Raw genomic sequence first — 18820 nt, 5'->3', positions numbered from 1 at the left:
CAATTATCAATTTTATACTAATAATGAATTGAAATGATTTGATAACACAATTATATAAATGCATAGATTAACCTAAAAGTGCTACATCTATAAGTATTCCTTAAAATTATAAATTTAAGTCATTTATTAATATTAAATATATGTATAGAAAAAAGAGCCAGTTATATACTGACTCTTTCATTTAAACGTAACATTTTCATAATTTATAGTGTGATAGGGTTATCTATTTTTTATTGTCTTTCAATTACTAATGCAGTACCTTGTCCGCCACCTATACATAATGTAGCTAAACCAGTTTTTGCATCTCTTTTTATCATTTCATGTATTAATGTTGTTAGTATTCTAGCACCTGAAGCTCCTACTGGATGTCCAATTGCTATCGCTCCACCATTTACATTTACTTTACTTGTATCTAGGTTTAAGTCTTTAACTACTGCTAAAGATTGAGCTGCGAAAGCTTCATTTGCTTCTACTAAATCTATGTCTTCCACTGATAAATTAGCTTTTGATAATGCTTTTCTTGTAGCTGGAACCGGTCCATATCCCATTATTTGTGGATCTAATCCTGAAGAAGCATATGATTTTATTGTAGCTAATGGTTTTATTCCTAATTCATCGGCTTTTTCTTTAGACATAACTATAATCATAGCTGCACCATCATTTATTCCTGAAGCATTTCCTGCTGTTACTGTTCCATCTTTTTTGAAAGCAGGTTTTAATTTAGCTAATTTCTCTATTGTCATATTAGCTTTTGGGAATTCATCTGTATCAAATATAATAGGTTCTCCTTTTCTTTGAGGAATCTCTATTGGAACTATTTCATCTTTAAATCTTCCCATTTTTATTGCTTCTTCTGCTTTTAATTGACTGTTTAATGCAAACTCATCTTGCATTTCTCTTGTTAAGTTCCATCTCTCTGCTATATTTTCTGCTGTAATTCCCATATGGTAATCATTGAAAGCATCCCATAAACCATCGTTGATCATAGTATCTACAACGTTTCCATTTCCCATTCTTTGACCCCATCTGTTGTTTGGAAGAACATATGGCGCATTACTCATACTTTCTGTTCCTCCAGCAAGAATTACATCTGCATCTCCAGCTTTTATCATTTGAGCTGCCATGCTTACTGCTCTAAGTCCTGAACCACAAACTTTATTGATAGTTATTGCACTTGACTCTTCACATAATCCTGCTTTTAATGCCACTTGACGAGCTGGATTTTGTCCAAGTCCTGCAGTTAAAACATTACCTATAATAGCTTCTTCTATTATTTCTGGTTTTATACCTGCTCTTTTAATAGCTTCTTTTGCAGCAATTGTTCCTAATTCTACTGCTGAAAATTTAGATAAACTTCCTCCAAATGCTCCTACTGGTGTTCTTACAGCACTTACTATTACTACTTCTCTCATACTATTCATCCTCCAATAAACTTCACATATTTATGATAAATTTTAATTAATTAATCATTTTCGCATAAATATATACAAGCAAAAACTGTGCCAACTTTTATATTCTCTTTAAACACGCACAATACCTATATTGCTCCAAATCTCAAAAAAAAGCAAGTGTAAACTAAGTTTACACTGAAATGTTTTGTGTTTATATTAACAATTTTGTTAATATACTGACATCTTTGTTAACATTATCACTATAAGTACTTTCAACGGTTTGGTGGTTTTTTATTTCATATTTTACCCATTGTTTTTCCTTTTAAAGTTTAAATATCAAAATTAAAGGAAATTTGTAAAAACAAAAGTATACACGTAAACTTAGTTTACATGTATACTTTTGTTAACACTTATAAACTTTCTAAATTATATCTTTTAAGTTTTTTATATAATCCTGTTCTACTTAATCCTAACATCTCAGCAGCCTTATTTTTATTTCCATCAGTTTTATCTAAAGTTTCTATAATAATATCCTTTTCAACTTCTTCTACTATATCCTTTAATGTCCCCCCTTCATTCAATGCATAATTTTTACTTTTGCATTTTAGTATTTTCTCTGGAAGATGTTTTGGAAGTATAAAAAGTTCTGTATCTAATAAATTTATAGCTCTTTCTAAAACATTTTCAAGCTGCCTTACATTACCAGGCCAATTATAAGCTTTTAAGTATTCTAACGCTTCCTTTGACACACCTTCTGAATAAATTCCATATCTATTACAAAGATTTATACTAAGTCTTTCACACAATGGCTCAATATCCTCAGGTCTTTCTCTTAGTGGTGGAAGATTTATATGCATAACATTTAATCTATAATATAAATCTTCTCTAAACTTACCTTGTTCTATTAACTCTAAAAGTGACTTATTAGTGGAAGCTATAACTCTAACATCTATTTTTTTTACTTCATTCCCACCTACTCTAACTAATTCTCTCTCTTGGAGCACTCTTAGAAGCTTTACTTGCATATTCAAAGGCATATCTCCTATTTCATCAAGTAAAATAGTACCTCCATTTGCATATTCAAATAGACCTTTCTTCCCACTTTTTCTTGCTCCAGTAAAAGCTCCTTCTTCATATCCAAACATCTCAGATTCAAAAAGCTCTGATGGAATTGCTGCACAATTAATTTTTATAAAGGGCTTGAAGCATCTCTTACTTCCATTATGTATGGCTTGAGCTACTAATTCTTTTCCTGTACCACTTTCTCCTGTAATAAGTACACTAGAGTCTCCCTTAGCTACTTTTTTAGCTAAATTAATAGCATTAGTAAACTTAACACTTTTTCCTATTAAGTTATTAAAGGTATGTTTAGCTTTTTTTTCTTCATTAAATTCATTCTTATAGTATTCTAATTCTTTTTCTAAATTAGAAATTTTACTGCTTAATATCTTAAAATTACTTAAATCTTTAAACATAACTTTTCCTATAGCGCCAATAACTTTTCCTTCATTAATAAGTGGTGCTCTCATGGAAATCATTTTATGTCCATTAACTTCTTGGATCTCTCCAACTTCTTTTTCACCTGTTTCAGCTACTATATGTAATTTAGTATTAGGTATTACATCTGTAACATGTTTTCCTTCAGGGTTATCACACTCCAAAAATTTTTTATATACATTACTCATCATTATAATTTTGCCATTTAAATCTACAATAACGATACATTCTTCTAAACTGTTAAATATACTATTAAGTATTTTTTCATCTATTTTCATGCTGCCACCCCTTATACAATTGAAAATTGACAATGGAGAATGGAGAATTATTGATACTTCTCCTTTATTGGAGAAGTTTTTAATTGATTTATTTTGAAGTTACACAGTAACTTTTTATAATAGGTACTAATTTCATCCATAATCGTCAATTGTCCATTATTCTAAGTTTTATTATGCTCTATCTTTTGTTATAAATCCTAAATTATTTTTATTATTAACCTTATATAAATGATTTAATGCAAAGTTACAGGTTAATCCTACAAAAATCCCTGTACCTATACCTGCAATTGTCATTATAGGTAAGTACAACATAACCCCTAAAGTTTCTACTATATATGATGCCACAAGTAGTTGTCCCACATTATGAAAGATTGCTCCAGTAGCGCTAACTCCAATAATACTAAGTTTATCTTTAAATACTTTAATTGCAATTACCATTGATGCAAAGCTAAAGAATGCGCCACCTAAACTATATAACAATCTTGATATGCTTCCTCCAAACATTACTGAAAGCAAAATTCTAACTACTAAAACTGTAAAAGCTTCTTTATAGCTTAAGGTATATAGTGCTATTACAGTAATAATATTTGAAAGTCCCAATCTTGCACCAGGAGTAATAAATGGTATAGGTAGCATTCCTTCAATAATATGTAATGCTAAAGCCTGAGCAATGAGCAAAGATATATATACTAATTTAGTAGTTTTCTTCATTTTCTTCACCTCTAACCAGATATAAAGTCTGTTTCTTCATCATCAATATTTGCCCTTCCTTTAATTTCTACTACAACTTTATGAGGTAAGCAAACTGCTGTTTCTCCTACCTTACTAATATATCCAGGCTTTAAACAAATCTTATCTGGACAATCAGCCTCAACTATAGCTATCTTATTATCCACAACCTTTATCATATTATATCCTTTACTAGTTTTAATATTAAACACTTCTTCCCCTTTATGGTTGTCCAATCTAATATTCTTATACTCTTTTCCTTCTACAGTAATTTTCGCATATACATAATTGTTGTCTTCTGAGGTCATCCAAAAGATACAATGTGGAATAAAGGATGCTATAAATAATAGAGAAATAACTATTATATCTAATTTCTTAATTATTTTCATATGCTTCTCATCCATCTCTTTCTAGTTTTATTTATTATAATATATAATAATTAGACATATTTCTATTAACTCTTTAAATATTTTTATTTTATAATAGCTCATATTATGTTATAATTTTAACATCTTAATAATATTTATAAATATTGTTAAGATTCATACTATAATAAGTATAATAATATCATAGCATAAAACTGCTATCTTCTCTTAAATTTTTTAATGTAATTATTGATAAAATTTAACTTAATTAAATTTTATTATCTAACTTAAGTTATATTAAAAATATAAAAAATAAAATATTGTCACAAAATTAATTGTAAAAATAATCATAAAATTATTGAAATTTTCCGTAAAATCTGTTGTAATATAAATAGATACTTAGCTTTAATATACATTTTAGTGAAGAATTTCTAATAATTCTATAAATTATCATTAAAAATCATAATTTGCTTTACTTTTTGTAAATGTTTTAATAAAATTACCTAATATAAGCTATTTTTCTAATTATTAACTTAGTTTCCATACTTACTATGTGAAAATTACATATATCCACATAGTAATTAATATAATATTTCTAAAATGAATGTGAATTTCACAGGAGGGATTTTGAAATGAATAAAAAATTAGTGAGTGTTGTTTCTGCAACATTATTAGCTGCAACAGTATTAGTAGGATGTGGATCTTCTTCAGCATCAAAAGAATTAAAAGATGGACAATACAAAGCCGAATATTCTGAAATGGACGAACATGGCTGGAAAGCTTTTGTTGAATTAAAAGTAGCTGATGGAAAGATTTCTGAGTCTAATGCAGACTATGTAAATGAAGAAGGAAAACTTAAGTCTCAAGATGCTGATTATGAGAAAAATATGAAAGGTGCTAGCGAGACTTGGCCATCAAAATTCTCTGCTGACTTTAACAAAGCTTTAGTTGAAAAAGGAAACCCAGCTGATGTTGATAACATAACTGGAGCAACTCATTCAACTGAGGATTTCAAGAATTTATCAAAAGAAGCTTTAAAAGCTGCTGAAAAAGGTAAAACTGACACAGTTGTAGTTAAAGCTGCTAAAAAATAAGTTATAAAACGCAAATAAGAGACTTTAGGAATTATTCCTAAAGTCTTTGATTTTAAAAAATAAATAGTAAAAATTAAACTTTGGAGGATATATATGAAAAAATTTAAATTATATGTCTTATCATTACTAATCTTATCTATTACCATTTTATCTGGATGTTCATCCTCTAATTCTAGCACTAAAGAACCTATATCTCATACGGAAGTAGTTATGGGAACAGTATGTACTATTCAGATTTTTGACTCAAAGGATACTTCCATACTTGATAAAGCCTTTGATAGATTAAAGGATTTAGAAAATAAAGTAAGTATAAATAAAGAGGGTACAGAACTTGATAAGGTTAATGAAATGTCTGGTAAAGAAGCTACAGTTGTAGGAAAAGATACCTTCACCATAGTAGAAAGTGGACTTTATTACAGTAAGATTTCTAATGGTAACTTCGACATAACAATAGGTCCTATAGTTAAGCTTTGGGGAATTGGCAGTGAAAATGCTAGAGTCCCTAATGAAAAAGAAATTATAGAAAAAAAATCTCTTATAAATTATAATGATGTTATTTTAGACAGTGAAAAAAATAGCATTTTCTTAAAGAATCCAAATATGATTATTGACCTAGGTGGAATTGCTAAAGGATATGCTGCTGATGAAATGAAAAATCTTTTAGTTGATAATGGTGTTAAAAGTGCAATGATTAATTTAGGAGGAAATCTATATATCTTAGGAAATAAACCTAATGGTAAGCAATGGAAAATAGGCATTCAAGATCCTAATGGAGGCTCTACTGATACTGTTGGTAACATATTAGTCAATGATAAATCTATAGTAACCTCTGGTACATATGAAAGATTTTTAGAAGTAGATGGAAAGGTTTATCATCATATATTAGATCCTAAAACTGGATATCCTTATGAAAGTGATCTTTTAAGTGCAACTATCATAAGCGATAAATCTATGGATGGAGATGGATTATCTACATATGCCTTTGCTTTAGGAAGAGAAAAAGGATTAGAGTTTATAAATTCATTAGAAGATATTGAGGCTATATTTATCACAAAAGATAATGAAATATATTTAACTAATGGGCTGAAAAATGATTTTAAACTAACTAATAATAATTATAAGCTAGTAGAATAATATGTAGATGTGCTACATTCAAATTCAATCTATATATTTATATGATTGGATTATTAAATTATTTAAATTTCTAGCTTATATAATTGAGAATTGACTATGGACAATAGACATTCTTATTAATTAAGAATTAATAATGAAGAATGAAGAATTGTGAATACTTCTCCTTTATGGGAGAAGTTGTGAATTGAAATAATAGAAATTTAAGGAGGAAATTAATTTAAGATCAATTAATTTCCTCCTTAATTATTTTATTTCTATAATTTAATAATAAATGTAGTTTTTTAAAATGTAGGTTTATTGCTTAAATTATCTTCTTCTGTTCCGTTAGGATTACTTTTTAAATATTCTCTTCCATTTTTAGCTCTACTTACATTTACCCCATTTATTAATCCCTCTTTTGCCATCTCAACAGCCTCTGTTATGGGATATATTTTTTCATTAGAAAGCATTACATCAGTAATATCTCCCTCAGAGTTTTTTCTAACCTTAGATATTGTTATATTATTTTCTTTAGGTATATCTGAAGATTTCATCATATTACTCATATTACTGATGCTCTGTGGCATATTATCTTCTGGGAAAAATCTCTTCATATTTATCACTCCTTATGAATATTATGTTTTATATAGCTAAAAATTATTCTATTTAAATAAGGCTTGTCTTATATTATTGACAAAACATGATGACCGACATTATAATCATTATTATATATAAAAAAGGATTATATTATTACGAGGTGGTAAAGTGACTAACGCTGTTAGTGATATTGAGGGTTCGATAATTAATTGTGCAAAAGAATTATTTATTCAAAGAGGATATGAAAAGGTAGATATGAAACTTATTTCTAAAAAGTGTAATATATCTACAGGAACAATTTATAATTATTTTTCAAACAAAAGTAAGCTTTTTATAAGAATATTAGAAGATAACTTAGAAAAAACTTTTCTCAAACTTCAAACTTTAACAGAATCAGAGGATAAATATAAAGCAGCCTCTTGTATCAAAATACTTTATGAAAGCATAGAGGAAAGATATGTATTAAACAAAGAGCTTATTAAAGCTGATCTTACTAATAAAAGTCAAACTGAATCAAATGTTGAAATGGAGAAGAATATTATAAGTCTAATAGATAGAATTTTTAATGATTTTTCTAAGGATTATACTTCTTCCATAGAATGTAATTGTAATATTAGATTAGTTGAAACCTTATTAGCTACGATTTACACTATGATTGAAGCTCATACTGAGGAAAAAGAAAAAAATATAGAATTTTTAAATCAATTGATTCTAAATTTAGGTTATAAAAAAGAAGTTAGTTAAGATATTAAAAAGTCGTGATAATTCACGACTTTTTGTTATTAGTTATATGCAATATTTATAGGGATACAATGCGAAAACTTAATATATACTCTGGAAAATAAATTTTCTATGAAAATAGATTAACCTCTTAGAAATTAATGATTAATAATTAAAAATGAAAAATTTAGGATGAAATTCACTGTTAGTGAATTTCTAAAATCAAGTTTATTTTAAAAAACTCCAAAGGTTTTAACGATGGAGTTTTAACCATAATTCTTCATTATTCATTCTTAATTTTTAATTCATTGTAAAAATTTTATTATGGAAATTAAAATCATGTATAAGTTAAATTTTCATTAAGGAACCCTATAATTACTATGTTCTTCTAAATAATTATAATTTTTTTATTAAAATATAAAGTTCATATAGTTTTTACTTCAAAAGTTTTAATACTGTTTGTATTGCTTCATCCTCGTTAAAGTTCACCCCTATTTTTGCTGATACTTTTATATCTGGTACTGTCTTATGCTCAAAATTACATGTACCATCTGAGGTAAGTCCCATCTCTTTTGTAAAACGAAACACATAACCACTATTCGGTAAAGTACATACTGCTGGATCACTTCCAATGCCATCTCCACCTGTTGTCTCTCCTACTAAAGTAGCAAATTCCGTGCTTTTAGCAAAAACTGAAAATGCCTCAGCTGCAGAAAAAACACCACCATCAGTAAGTAAGTAAATCTTACCATTGAATCCTATAGAATTTTTAGGATTTAATATTATTCTAAACTCATCGTAGTATTTAAAATCTTTACTTAATTCTGGAGGTATATTTTTTAGCTTTCCTCCAGTAATATCAGAAATTGATCCCGAACCTCCATATCCTACTCCACGTCTAGACTCTAAAAATGCCTCTGTAAAATCTCCACCTCTAAATGCACTATAGTGAATGCATTTTACTTTGTTATTAATAAGCATTGGTACTATATTATTACTCCAATATCTAGTATCTCCTCCACCATTGCCCCTTATATCAATTATTAATCCTTTATAATCCTTAATAGACTCTAGAAAAGGTTTAATTGTTTTCATATCTTCTTCAATGTTAAATGTATTAAAAGAATGTATAGCTAAATATCCTATCTTTTCCTTTTCAAAAGTATGGGTTTTAATATTGTCTGCTATTATATTATTTTCTGAACCTTCAAATCTACCTTTAGATTCTGGAATATTTGAATATCTATTTATTGCCTTTGGATTATTCAATTGTTTTACCCATGCTTTGTTAAATTTTTTATCCCTTTCATAAATGTCTTTAGCATATGAATAAAACCATTTATCTAACGTATTTGTATGTCCATTTTTAAGCTCAGATAATATACTATTTAACTCATTAAAATACGTGTCATCATTAGTAGTAGCTTTTATTCTATCAATGTATTCATCTTTTTTTGATAACCAATCTATTCCATTTAATCTCTTATTTACTTCGAAATATGGATAATTCTCTTTAAGTATGGCATGCATGTACTCAAAATCTTCTAATTTTTCCTCTTCAGTTAGCTGCACATCATTAGTAATATTACTATTGTATGGCTTATATATCATATATCCACAAGCAATAAATACAAATAAAATTATCGATATTATTGATAATCTTTTCTTCATACCCCTGCCCCTTTCTTATCTTGGTAACAAATTACCTATACCCTATTATTATAAAGTAATATATGAAAATAATTTATATTTCTCGGCATCATATTTGAGACTGTTAAATTTTCAATTTATAGTTCACTATTGAGTTATAATTCTCTTTCATTAAAAAATCTATTAAAGAAATTAATTTGTAAGAATTAATTTCAACCATAATTATCCATTATCAATTTTCAATTGCTTAAAGTTCTAACTATACTACTAAAAAAGCAATTATTTTCACAGGTATATTAATATTAGAGATTAAATGTATGAGTTTTTATTTATCTTTTTTATTCTTCCTACATAAGGATAATCCTCCGAAACCACTGATAATAGCTATATAAAACCCAAAATCATACCACCAACCAGTATTTACAACTTCATAAACTCTAATACTCTTATTAAAAATACCTATTATAAGTGAAATTGGTGCCACCCATCCATGCCAAATTCCTGAGAAAAAACCTGCTGGTTTTGTGATAGTAGCAGCTCCATCTCCAGGAATACAGCCAGTAAACATAAATAAAGCTATAATAATTACAATACTTGATAATAAAAGTTTCTTTTTCATAAATGTCTCTCCTTAAAATTTTTAATTTAGCTTCAAATTCTATTTATTATATTTATATTAATTTTTAAGGTAATCTATAACATAAGCTAATTTCATTTTTGATGAGCATTTATTCTTATGTATGTTAGAGCATAATTTCCAAAAATCTTTTGATATTTTTTATTAGGCTCAACCAAAAATAAATTTTTCATAAATTGTCCTCGGTTTTATATACACTTCACAAAATTCTACGATTGCAACCTTATTTTAAATTCTTTATCTTCTTTAAGTTCTTCTTTTCAGCTAATTGAATAGTTAAATTTTGCTTATACTCTTCTATATCATATAGTTATGTTATTATTTACTATCTATATTACAATCACTAAAGATATTATAATTTATCTCTTTCACAATCTTAAATATTAATTAATATTACAAATATCCTTTAATAATTTATAAATGCTATAAGATTTACATAAGTATTATAACATTTCTATTGTAATAAATATGATTTTATACAAATATATTACACTTGAAATTAAAAAATAAAACAATAAATATGCAAAAAAAGCACCCTATAAAGTAGACTTTTTAAATGACCACTGTATAGGGTACTTTTAATATAACAGCATATTATTATAATTCTTAATTTGCAAATTATTCGTATCATTAAGTCTCTTAGTAAGATGAAGATTTTACTTGCTATGAATATAACCTTAATCTTTTCATTAAAATAAAAAATCTCCAAGCATATAAATTCTTAGAGATTTTTCAATATTTATAATAACTCTTCTTAAGATATATTTTGTTAAATTATAAAAGTTCATCTTAAATAGCTTATAGCATTAATTTAAAATACTATTTTATTTTTCTATAAGTTACAAAAGAGATGGCTGCCGTTAATATAAATAGCGTTAAAGATGAGTAAACCTTATATTTTTTAACCTCATGTTGCACATCCCTTCCTTTTTCTATAACGCTTATAGAATTATAGTGAATATCCATATCACCATTATGCTCCTCACATACTCTATTAAAATTACCAACTATCTCTACCTTATCTCCTACTTTGTCATATCGTCCTAAAGTTTCAATTATAAAAGCCTTTTTTCTCTTACCATATATCTCAATAATATTTTTGCCATCACTTATATTTATCTGACAGTCTTTTCCGTTCTTTATAATTTCATCAATGGCTTCACCCTTAATTTTTACAATCTTTTTGTCAAAATCCTGTGCATTAAATATTAAATCTTTTATTTCTACATAGCTTTCACCATAACATATTTTACTAAAAATTAAAGATGATACTAATGTCAATATTAATATTAATGCGATAAAGTTTTTCCACATATTATTTTTATTCCTCCAATTAAAACAAAGGCCAGTAAGGTTTGTAATCTATCTAAAGACATACTAATTAAATAGTAAGCTTTTATTAATGGTAACTATCCCTATATTGATAGTTTTAAGTTTTATGATACAAAATTAGCTTTAAAAGTTAAATGAATTAATTTATATCTTTTTTTCTTTATCCATTAAAATCAATCCTAAATCTTCAGGATTTTTTCATTACGATCTATAACTACGACCTTATCATAATTATTGGATAACGCCTTTGCGATACTTCTCTCTTACCACAATCTACAATTATGATATATATTTAATATCAATCAAATATATTCCTAATAGAAAAACTATTCAAATCACTAAGTGCGTTGTAAATAAATTATTATTTATGATTTATTGAGGAGTAGAGAGATAACTTTGAATTTCACATATAACTAATTCAAATATTAAGTAAAACAAGCTAAAATCGAAATTTTATCTATTTGTTAAGAAAATTTAACACAAAGAACCTAACCCTTAACATAAAAATAAGGGCTAGGCTTTAAAGTATATCGTCTGCAATAAACAAGAGAACTTTAAGAAGTATAAAATTCTGCTATTAAATTATTTAAGTTTACATTAATATGAAATTGAAAATTGACGATTAACAATGGACAATTATTGATACTTTTCTTTTATAAGAGAAATTTTGAACTTATTCCTTTTAAAAGCGATAAAGTAACTTCTTGATAAAAATATTTTCATATGTTATTTTTTCACGATATTAGTTTAAATCATTAGTATTATTCCAAGCTATACTGCACCTCAGGGGAACCCTAAAGGGTTTCACTACTGTTCCCCAGAGGCGGAGAACTGGCAATACAAATGCTAGTGTTTTATTGTAGGGATGAACAATGTACGTCAGTTCTTTTTAATACGTCTTATAGTTTAATATTTATTCAATAATATATGACGAACACTGTTCGCCGCTACGGTTAATCAATTCTAAATTTCTCAGTGATAACCGAAAAATGTCCTAAATTATGAATTGTGAACCGTGAATTTAGTAGTTTTAGTCACAATACTAATAAGTGTTAATTATTTTCAGAGATAGATTAAATTTAGAAGTGGTATATCTTAATAATATGCTAAGCAAAAACCGCACCTATTTAAGGTACGGTTTTCATAACATCAGTAAGTTGAGCTTTAATTATAATATTATAAATTTATTGTTAGGGTATTATTAAATTCTGTTGCCTTTTATCTTCATAAAATCTAAAATTCTTGTGCAATTTTCTTAGCTTCTCTTATTCCTTCTTCAAGTTTTTCTTGAATATCTACACCAACAACGTCTAAATTTTCTATAGCAATAGTTTCTATTTGTTTAATTCCAAAGAATCCTAATATAGTTCTTAGATATCTGTCTCCCATCTCATATGGAGCATTACCATATTCTCCACCTCTAGCTACTATGTGTACAGCTTTTTTATTATCTAAAAGTCCAATTGGACCTTCTGGAGTATATTTAAAAGTTATTCCTGTTACACTTACATAGTCTATATAAGCTTTTAATATTGCAGGGATGCTTAAATTCCACATTGGTGCTGCAATTATATATTTATCTGCTTCTGCAAATTGATATGCATATTTTAATATTGGATTATTCTTGCTTTCCTCATCTTTAGGTCCAAATATTTTTCCTATATCCTCTGGTCTTAAAAAGTCTATATTTTCTTTATATAAGTCTAATATAATTACCTCATCTTCTGGATTGCTCTTCTTATATTCTTCTACAAAGCTATCTGCTACTTTAAATGTTCTTGACTCTCCATCATTTTTAATGTTTGCCTTAATATATAATACTTTACTCATATCTCTTACTCCTTTACAATTTAATATTTTTAGAAACATTGATCTCCAGTTAGATCAAATGTAATACTCTATTATTTTTGCTAAATTCCTCTTATGATATTCTTCCTTTGTAAAAAATATCTTTTATTAACTTTATCAATAATTAGTAATAATATCAATAAATTTAATTTTTAACTAGGCTAATACTATCTTATTTCTAATAAGATATTTCCTTAGAATACATTGCAAATATTTTACTCTTAAATTTTATCTTATTCAAGAAAAAATCTATGTTGTTTAACCTTTATTCTAACATCAAATTTTCATGGAACTTTCAAAGCTAGAAAATAAAAAGCCATAAATTCAGTTATGACTTTTAAATAACCATATTTTTTAAAATGAATAATTTTAACTCTTAATTAATTTTTTTACTTATAGCATTAGTAACTTCTATAGTAAATTTCATACCCTTAAGACCTTGCTTTTATCTCTACAAACAAGATATCATCTACTCTTTTCATAAAACTCTTAGTTGCTTTATATTTATTGAGTTCAGAAATAAAAAAACCTAACTCTTAATATAAAAATAAAAGTTAGGTTATAAATATAAATTACAGTAAAAACATTGTAAAAATTGTAGTTATTAATAGTCCTATAATAACAGGTTTCATATTTTTTCTTGCAAGTTCATAAGGACTAACTCCACAAACTACTGCATAGGGTATAATTGTCCAAGGTACTAGCGCTCCTCCTCCTACCCATATAGCAGATACTTGCCCTAAAGCAGCTAATGTATCTATTCCATGTCCAAGGGATGTTCCCAAAAGTCTTGCAATTGCTCCTACAAGACCTAATCCTGAAAAACCTGATCCATCTAATCCTGTTATTCCTCCTATAATTGTAGTTGTTATAGATGCCACTGCACCATTCATAGGTACTAATTGTGCTAAAGCCATACCTAAATCACTTACAATTCCATCAACACCCACTGAAGCAATCTCTCCAAATAAATATCTAAATCCACCTGTTCCCATATAGAAAAATGCTGCTATAGGAATTACTGGACCAAATACAGTAAATCCAAATTTAAAGCCTTCCACTAAAAAATCTGGTATTTTATCAAGTCCTTTTTCTTTATAGGATATTAGAGAAATTATTATAATTAATGCTATTGATGTTCCACCAATTAAAGCCGTTGCCTCATTCCCTTGAAGTTTTAAAAAATAAAGAATTAAAATATCAATTATATATGCTATAACTATTATTGCTGCATTAATATTTTTCATTCTTTTACTCAATCTTACTTCTTCATATTCTTCATCAACAATAACTTCTTCTACTTCTTCATTCATATCTAAGGAAATATTTTCTTTCTGCTCTTTTCTTATATAATAATAAGCTAATACTGTGGTAGTTACTCCCATTACAATTACGATAGGTATACTAGCAGAAAGAACTGCCTGTACAGATATACCTGCTGCTTCAGAAGTTAGTTTTGGGGCTCCTTGAATCACATAATCTCCTGATAATGAAAGACCACTACCAAAAATATTAAGACAGATTGCTACTGACATAGGAGTAAGTCCCGCTTTAATCATAACAGGAAGTACTACTACTCCAATTAAAGCAACTGCAGGAGAAGGCCAAAAAAACCAAGAAATTATCATAAAAAATATTCCTACTCCCCAATAAGCCACAAAAGGTGTTTTTACAAATTTCTCAAAAGGTTTAACTATTACAGTATTAATTTTAGTAACTGTAAGTAACTTACTAAATCCACTGATTACAGAAATAATTAATATAGTACCACCTAGCTGCCGATATGCATATAGAAAGCTATCAAATATAACTTTTATAGAATCAATTATAGAATTTGTAGCTGAAAAAGCTATTAGTACAATTCCAATAATACAAGCTAAAGAAATATTTTTCTTAAAGCCTAAAGATAGTAATATTATTATTACCATCACCAAGTATATTATATGAACTATCCCTAATTGTATCTCCACATTTTCACCTCTTTTACATAATGTATACTGAAAACATAATTAGTAAATATACTAGTATATTTATTTCAGCCTCCTAAAAGTGCTTACTGTATAATATGTAAAAAGAAGTATTTGGTTTTAAAATCTTACATTAAATAAGCCATATCAAAAAATAACAGGTCAGTATATTAAATCATTTTATACCATACTACTTTATCAGCCACCATCCATAGCATCACTATGGAGAGTGGCTGCAATTTATCTGATATAAACTAGAACTAACATCTTTGACTTATTATTTTCTTTCACATATCTAAATAAAATTCATTATGGTACTTCTATTTTTTATTACTCTTATCTATTGCATAAGCTATTAATGCTACAATTATTATTGCTATTATAATTTGGGGCAGAAAGGCTAACATACCAACTACTGCTCCTCCCATCATTCCAATTAACCCTATACCAACTGCTATAACTAAGAATAATAACAATGCTATTAAAATTATGCTACCTACAAATTTAAAAATAATACATATTAAAGCAAATACCGCAAAAATTATTAATAATGTAAGGGCTGTAATCATAATTCTCACCTCCTAAATTTGTATCAAATGAATAATTTATTTTTTGTAGGTTCATTTTTTCTTTATTAGTCCTCTAAAAATATATTCTTATTTTTATATAACTATGTAATAGCTTCCAATAAAGTTCTACACAAATAAGCCAGCAGTTTTATAAATTAAAACTGCTGGCTTATTTATAACTTTTTAATTCACAATTCATAATGCAAAATTCACAATTATTGATACTTCTCTTTTATAAGAGAAGTTTTAAATTTATTTCTTTTTAAAGTGACGCAGTCACTTTTACTGAAAAATCTATTTAAAGAAATTAATTTGTAAGAATTAATTTCTACCACAATTGTCAATTCTCCATTTTCAATTCTTAATTGATTAAGTTCCCCTGAGGTGGAAAACTGACAATTATGTTTCTCACAAAAAACTATTTAAAGAAATTAATTTTAACTTTAATTGTGAGTTGTAAATTTTGAATTAATCCTCACTTTTTTGTCCGTAGGTTTTGAATTTTTCAACCATTAAATCCATCTCTTCTTTTTGTAATATAACTGGATCACCTATTGATTTAACACGACAATATATTTCTGAGCAATATTCTATTTCTTCTACAATATTAAATGCATTTAATAAATCATTAGCGCCTGCTAATAATCCATGATTTGCTAATATAACTGCTCTTCTATCTTTCATAGCTTCAAGTGCATTTTCTGCTAATTCTTTTGTTCCATATGTTGCGTATTTTGCACATCTTACATTATGTCCTGCTAAAGCTACTAAGTAATGTACTGGTGGAAGCTCCCAATTCAAACAAGCTAATGTAGTAGCGTACACTGTATGAGTATGAATTATTGCATTTATATCTTCTCGATTTTCATAAAAAATCTTATGCATCTCATACTCACTTGAAGGCATACGATTACCATCCACTATTTCTCCTTCTAAATTCATAACAACTATATCTTCTGGTTTAGTTTTAAAATAGTCCATTCCTGTAGGTGTAATTACCATAAGCTTCTCTTCTCTATTGAATATACTTAGGTTTCCTCCAGTACCCTTAGTTAATCCACTAGTAATTAGCTTTTGTCCATATTCTACAAGTAACTGTCGTTCTTTCTCCATTAACATAATATATAGCCCCCTATATTATAAATTTTATCTAACGCCTATCTTATATTCTCTATAATATCTTTGTACCCTCAATACATGCTACTATTCTAACCAATCTATCAGTACTCCTTTAATCAATTCATTATTCTAAGGCTTTTTAAGAAACCTATTTACCTTTCATCCTGAAATATTTATCTTCTTTGCTGTTTTATGTTGAGTTATATTTTATACTATGAAAAATTGCATAATTATATTAAAGATATAACTATTACGCTTGCAAAATTAATGATTATAAATAAAAAAACTAGCAATATCCTGCTAGTTTTTTTATTATATAAACCAATATTATAGATTATTAGGCTTTAAATATTATATATAGATTTTACTATTTATCTTTTGATATATACCAGTAAGCTAAAGCTACAAACACAATACCTCCTACCATATTTCCTATAGTTACCATTAATAAGTTATATCCATATCCGCTAATTGTTATTGATGCTGGATGCGGTATTAATAGCCCTATTGCAAGTAATGACATATTTGCTACACTATGTTCAAAACCAGATGTTATAAATACAAATAAACACCAAAATATCATTATTAACTTTGAAGTTTCTTCTTTTAATTTAAAAGAACACCATATAGCAAGGCAAACTAATATATTACATAAAATACCTCTTATAAATAATTCTAGTGCAGGTGCTGCAATTTTGGCAGCAGAAGCCTTAACTATAAATTCTGCCACTGGTCCAGTAGCAAGTCCACTATAAGCATATAATATTGCAATTAATACTGAACCTATCAAATTTCCTAAAAAACAAAAAATCCAAACTTTAATTGTTTCCCCTGGGGATACTTTTTTCTCCAAACTACCTATAGTCATAACCATATTGTTTCCAGTAAAAAGATCTGATCCTGCCATAACTACTAAGCTTAATGCTACACCAAAGCTAATGCCCATAGCTATCTTTGTATATGGTGAATTGGCAGCATTTAAAACTCCTCCAATGGTAAAGATTAAAATTACTCCTAATCCAACAAAAACTCCAGCTAAAGCAGAACTAACTAAATATTTACCTTTACTTTTCTTTAACAAATTACTTTTACTTAAAGCTGCATTACTTATTTTTTCTATTACATCCATAAACATATAATAATCCTCCTTAAGTTATCGTTAATATAATAACAATATCCCTTTAAAATGTATGTGATTATTATCACATAATCTTTGAATTTTGTTATTTTTATTAATAGTATGAATATTATGTATTTTAAGTTACACATAAATAATGCTTATACTAAGTCTAAAATTCATATATGTGAAAATAATTAATACTTTTCAAGTTTATAATTTGAACTATTTAACTCACAACTTTTTCAATTCACAATCGCGAATATTTCTCAGCAAAAGCTAGGAATTTAGAATTAATTTATTTTTGAAGTTACTATGTAACTTCTTATAAAAAATAACCAAAGAAATTAGTTTGACAAAATTAATTTTCATCACAATTGTCAATTCTCTATTTTCAATTTTCCATTGATTAAGCTGTTCCCCAGAGGTGGAAAATTAGAATAAAAAAACATCTAAAATTCTTAGATGTTTTTTCTCTAGCTTTGCATTTCCTTATAGCATTTTTAAATAATATATTTCTCCATAATATCTTTTACACTATAAGCAAAATCTTCTGATGCGCCCCAGTCAAAATTTAAAAATAATCCTTCTGAACTTCCCGTAGAAATAGATTTTACAACAGTATCCCCTTTTAAATTATCTATAAGTACTACAAGTGCCACTCTATTACTTACTCTAAAAAAATATTTTTCAAAAATTAAAACTCCTGTAGCTTTTTCATGATCTAAACTATTAAATTCACTATAAACTAAATCAGCATTCACTTGATCTTGTATAATATCAAAAGCCTCTCTAGG

17 protein-coding genes are annotated in these 18820 nt (G+C 27.2%); 3 read left to right on the top strand and 14 right to left on the bottom strand.

From position 1 onward, the window contains the following. Nucleotides 1-230: 230 nt before the first annotated feature. From B3603_RS01005 to B3603_RS00990, 4 genes are all read right to left on the bottom strand, one after another. Nucleotides 231-1412, bottom strand: a complete 1182-nt coding sequence (locus B3603_RS01005) for an acetyl-CoA C-acetyltransferase (protein WP_291559678.1) — start codon at nucleotides 1410-1412, stop codon at nucleotides 231-233. 389 nt (nucleotides 1413-1801) lie between these two features. Further along, nucleotides 1802-3166 carry a sigma-54 interaction domain-containing protein gene (locus B3603_RS01000; protein ID WP_291559676.1) on the bottom strand — a complete coding sequence of 455 codons (1365 nt, stop codon included), beginning with the start codon at nucleotides 3164-3166 and terminating at the stop codon, nucleotides 1802-1804. 171 nt (nucleotides 3167-3337) lie between these two features. Then, nucleotides 3338-3877, bottom strand: coding sequence for a Gx transporter family protein (locus tag B3603_RS00995; protein ID WP_291559674.1), 540 nt, complete (start codon nucleotides 3875-3877; stop codon nucleotides 3338-3340). An 11-nt stretch (nucleotides 3878-3888) separates the two neighbouring features. Continuing rightward, nucleotides 3889-4284 carry a NusG domain II-containing protein gene (locus B3603_RS00990; RefSeq protein WP_291559672.1) on the bottom strand — a complete coding sequence of 132 codons (396 nt, stop codon included), beginning with the start codon at nucleotides 4282-4284 and terminating at the stop codon, nucleotides 3889-3891. A 608-nt stretch (nucleotides 4285-4892) separates the two neighbouring features. Here B3603_RS00990 and B3603_RS00985 point away from each other — a divergent pair. Both B3603_RS00985 and B3603_RS00980 read left to right on the top strand, forming a co-directional pair. Next, on the top strand, nucleotides 4893-5354 hold the full coding sequence (locus B3603_RS00985; RefSeq protein WP_291559670.1) for an FMN-binding protein: 462 nt from the start codon (nucleotides 4893-4895) through the stop codon (nucleotides 5352-5354). A gap of 93 nt (nucleotides 5355-5447) precedes the next feature. Then, nucleotides 5448-6488, top strand: coding sequence for an FAD:protein FMN transferase (locus B3603_RS00980; RefSeq protein ID WP_291559668.1), 1041 nt, complete (start codon nucleotides 5448-5450; stop codon nucleotides 6486-6488). A gap of 281 nt (nucleotides 6489-6769) precedes the next feature. Here B3603_RS00980 and B3603_RS00975 read toward each other — a convergent pair whose 3' ends face one another. Continuing rightward, complete coding sequence (locus B3603_RS00975; RefSeq protein WP_291559680.1) at nucleotides 6770-7021, bottom strand: DUF3892 domain-containing protein; 252 nt, start codon at nucleotides 7019-7021, stop codon at nucleotides 6770-6772. A 211-nt stretch (nucleotides 7022-7232) separates the two neighbouring features. Here B3603_RS00975 and B3603_RS00970 point away from each other — a divergent pair, with 211 nt between their 5' ends. Continuing rightward, on the top strand, nucleotides 7233-7808 hold the full coding sequence (locus B3603_RS00970) for a TetR/AcrR family transcriptional regulator (RefSeq protein WP_291559666.1): 576 nt from the start codon (nucleotides 7233-7235) through the stop codon (nucleotides 7806-7808). 411 nt (nucleotides 7809-8219) lie between these two features. Here the strand turns inward: B3603_RS00970 and B3603_RS00965 are convergent, their stop codons facing one another. The 9 genes from B3603_RS00965 to B3603_RS00925 all read right to left on the bottom strand — a co-directional run. Continuing rightward, on the bottom strand, nucleotides 8220-9455 hold the full coding sequence (locus B3603_RS00965; protein ID WP_291559665.1) for a S41 family peptidase: 1236 nt from the start codon (nucleotides 9453-9455) through the stop codon (nucleotides 8220-8222). 304 nt (nucleotides 9456-9759) lie between these two features. Beyond that, entirely contained in the window at nucleotides 9760-10053 is a 294-nt protein-coding gene (locus tag B3603_RS00960) for a hypothetical protein (RefSeq protein WP_291559663.1), read from the bottom strand. An 837-nt stretch (nucleotides 10054-10890) separates the two neighbouring features. Continuing rightward, on the bottom strand, nucleotides 10891-11385 hold the full coding sequence (locus B3603_RS00955; RefSeq protein WP_291559661.1) for a hypothetical protein: 495 nt from the start codon (nucleotides 11383-11385) through the stop codon (nucleotides 10891-10893). Nucleotides 11386-12636: 1251 nt separating this feature from the next. Next, on the bottom strand, nucleotides 12637-13233 hold the full coding sequence (locus B3603_RS00950) for an FMN-dependent NADH-azoreductase (RefSeq protein ID WP_291559659.1): 597 nt from the start codon (nucleotides 13231-13233) through the stop codon (nucleotides 12637-12639). 590 nt (nucleotides 13234-13823) lie between these two features. Then, the gene (locus B3603_RS00945; RefSeq protein ID WP_291559657.1) at nucleotides 13824-15221 is read right to left on the bottom strand and encodes a hypothetical protein; all 1398 of its coding nucleotides are present in this window, start codon (nucleotides 15219-15221) and stop codon (nucleotides 13824-13826) included. 317 nt (nucleotides 15222-15538) lie between these two features. Next, complete coding sequence (locus B3603_RS00940) at nucleotides 15539-15787, bottom strand: hypothetical protein (RefSeq protein ID WP_291559654.1); 249 nt, start codon at nucleotides 15785-15787, stop codon at nucleotides 15539-15541. 468 nt (nucleotides 15788-16255) lie between these two features. After that, on the bottom strand, nucleotides 16256-16906 hold the full coding sequence (locus B3603_RS00935) for an L-fuculose-phosphate aldolase (protein ID WP_291559652.1): 651 nt from the start codon (nucleotides 16904-16906) through the stop codon (nucleotides 16256-16258). 367 nt (nucleotides 16907-17273) lie between these two features. Next, nucleotides 17274-18041, bottom strand: a complete 768-nt coding sequence (locus B3603_RS00930; RefSeq protein WP_291559650.1) for a formate/nitrite transporter family protein — start codon at nucleotides 18039-18041, stop codon at nucleotides 17274-17276. Nucleotides 18042-18526: 485 nt separating this feature from the next. Then, nucleotides 18527-18820, bottom strand: a 294-nt coding sequence (locus tag B3603_RS00925) for a DUF6054 family protein (protein WP_291559648.1), incomplete at its 5' end; no start/stop codon positions are given.

Source organism: Clostridium sp. UBA2485, assembly GCF_002341865.1.
Taxonomy (GTDB): Bacteria; Bacillota; Clostridia; order Clostridiales; family Clostridiaceae; genus Clostridium_J.
The sequence above is the reverse complement of the archived record's forward strand: the minus strand, read 5'-3'. Positions and strand labels throughout refer to the sequence as shown.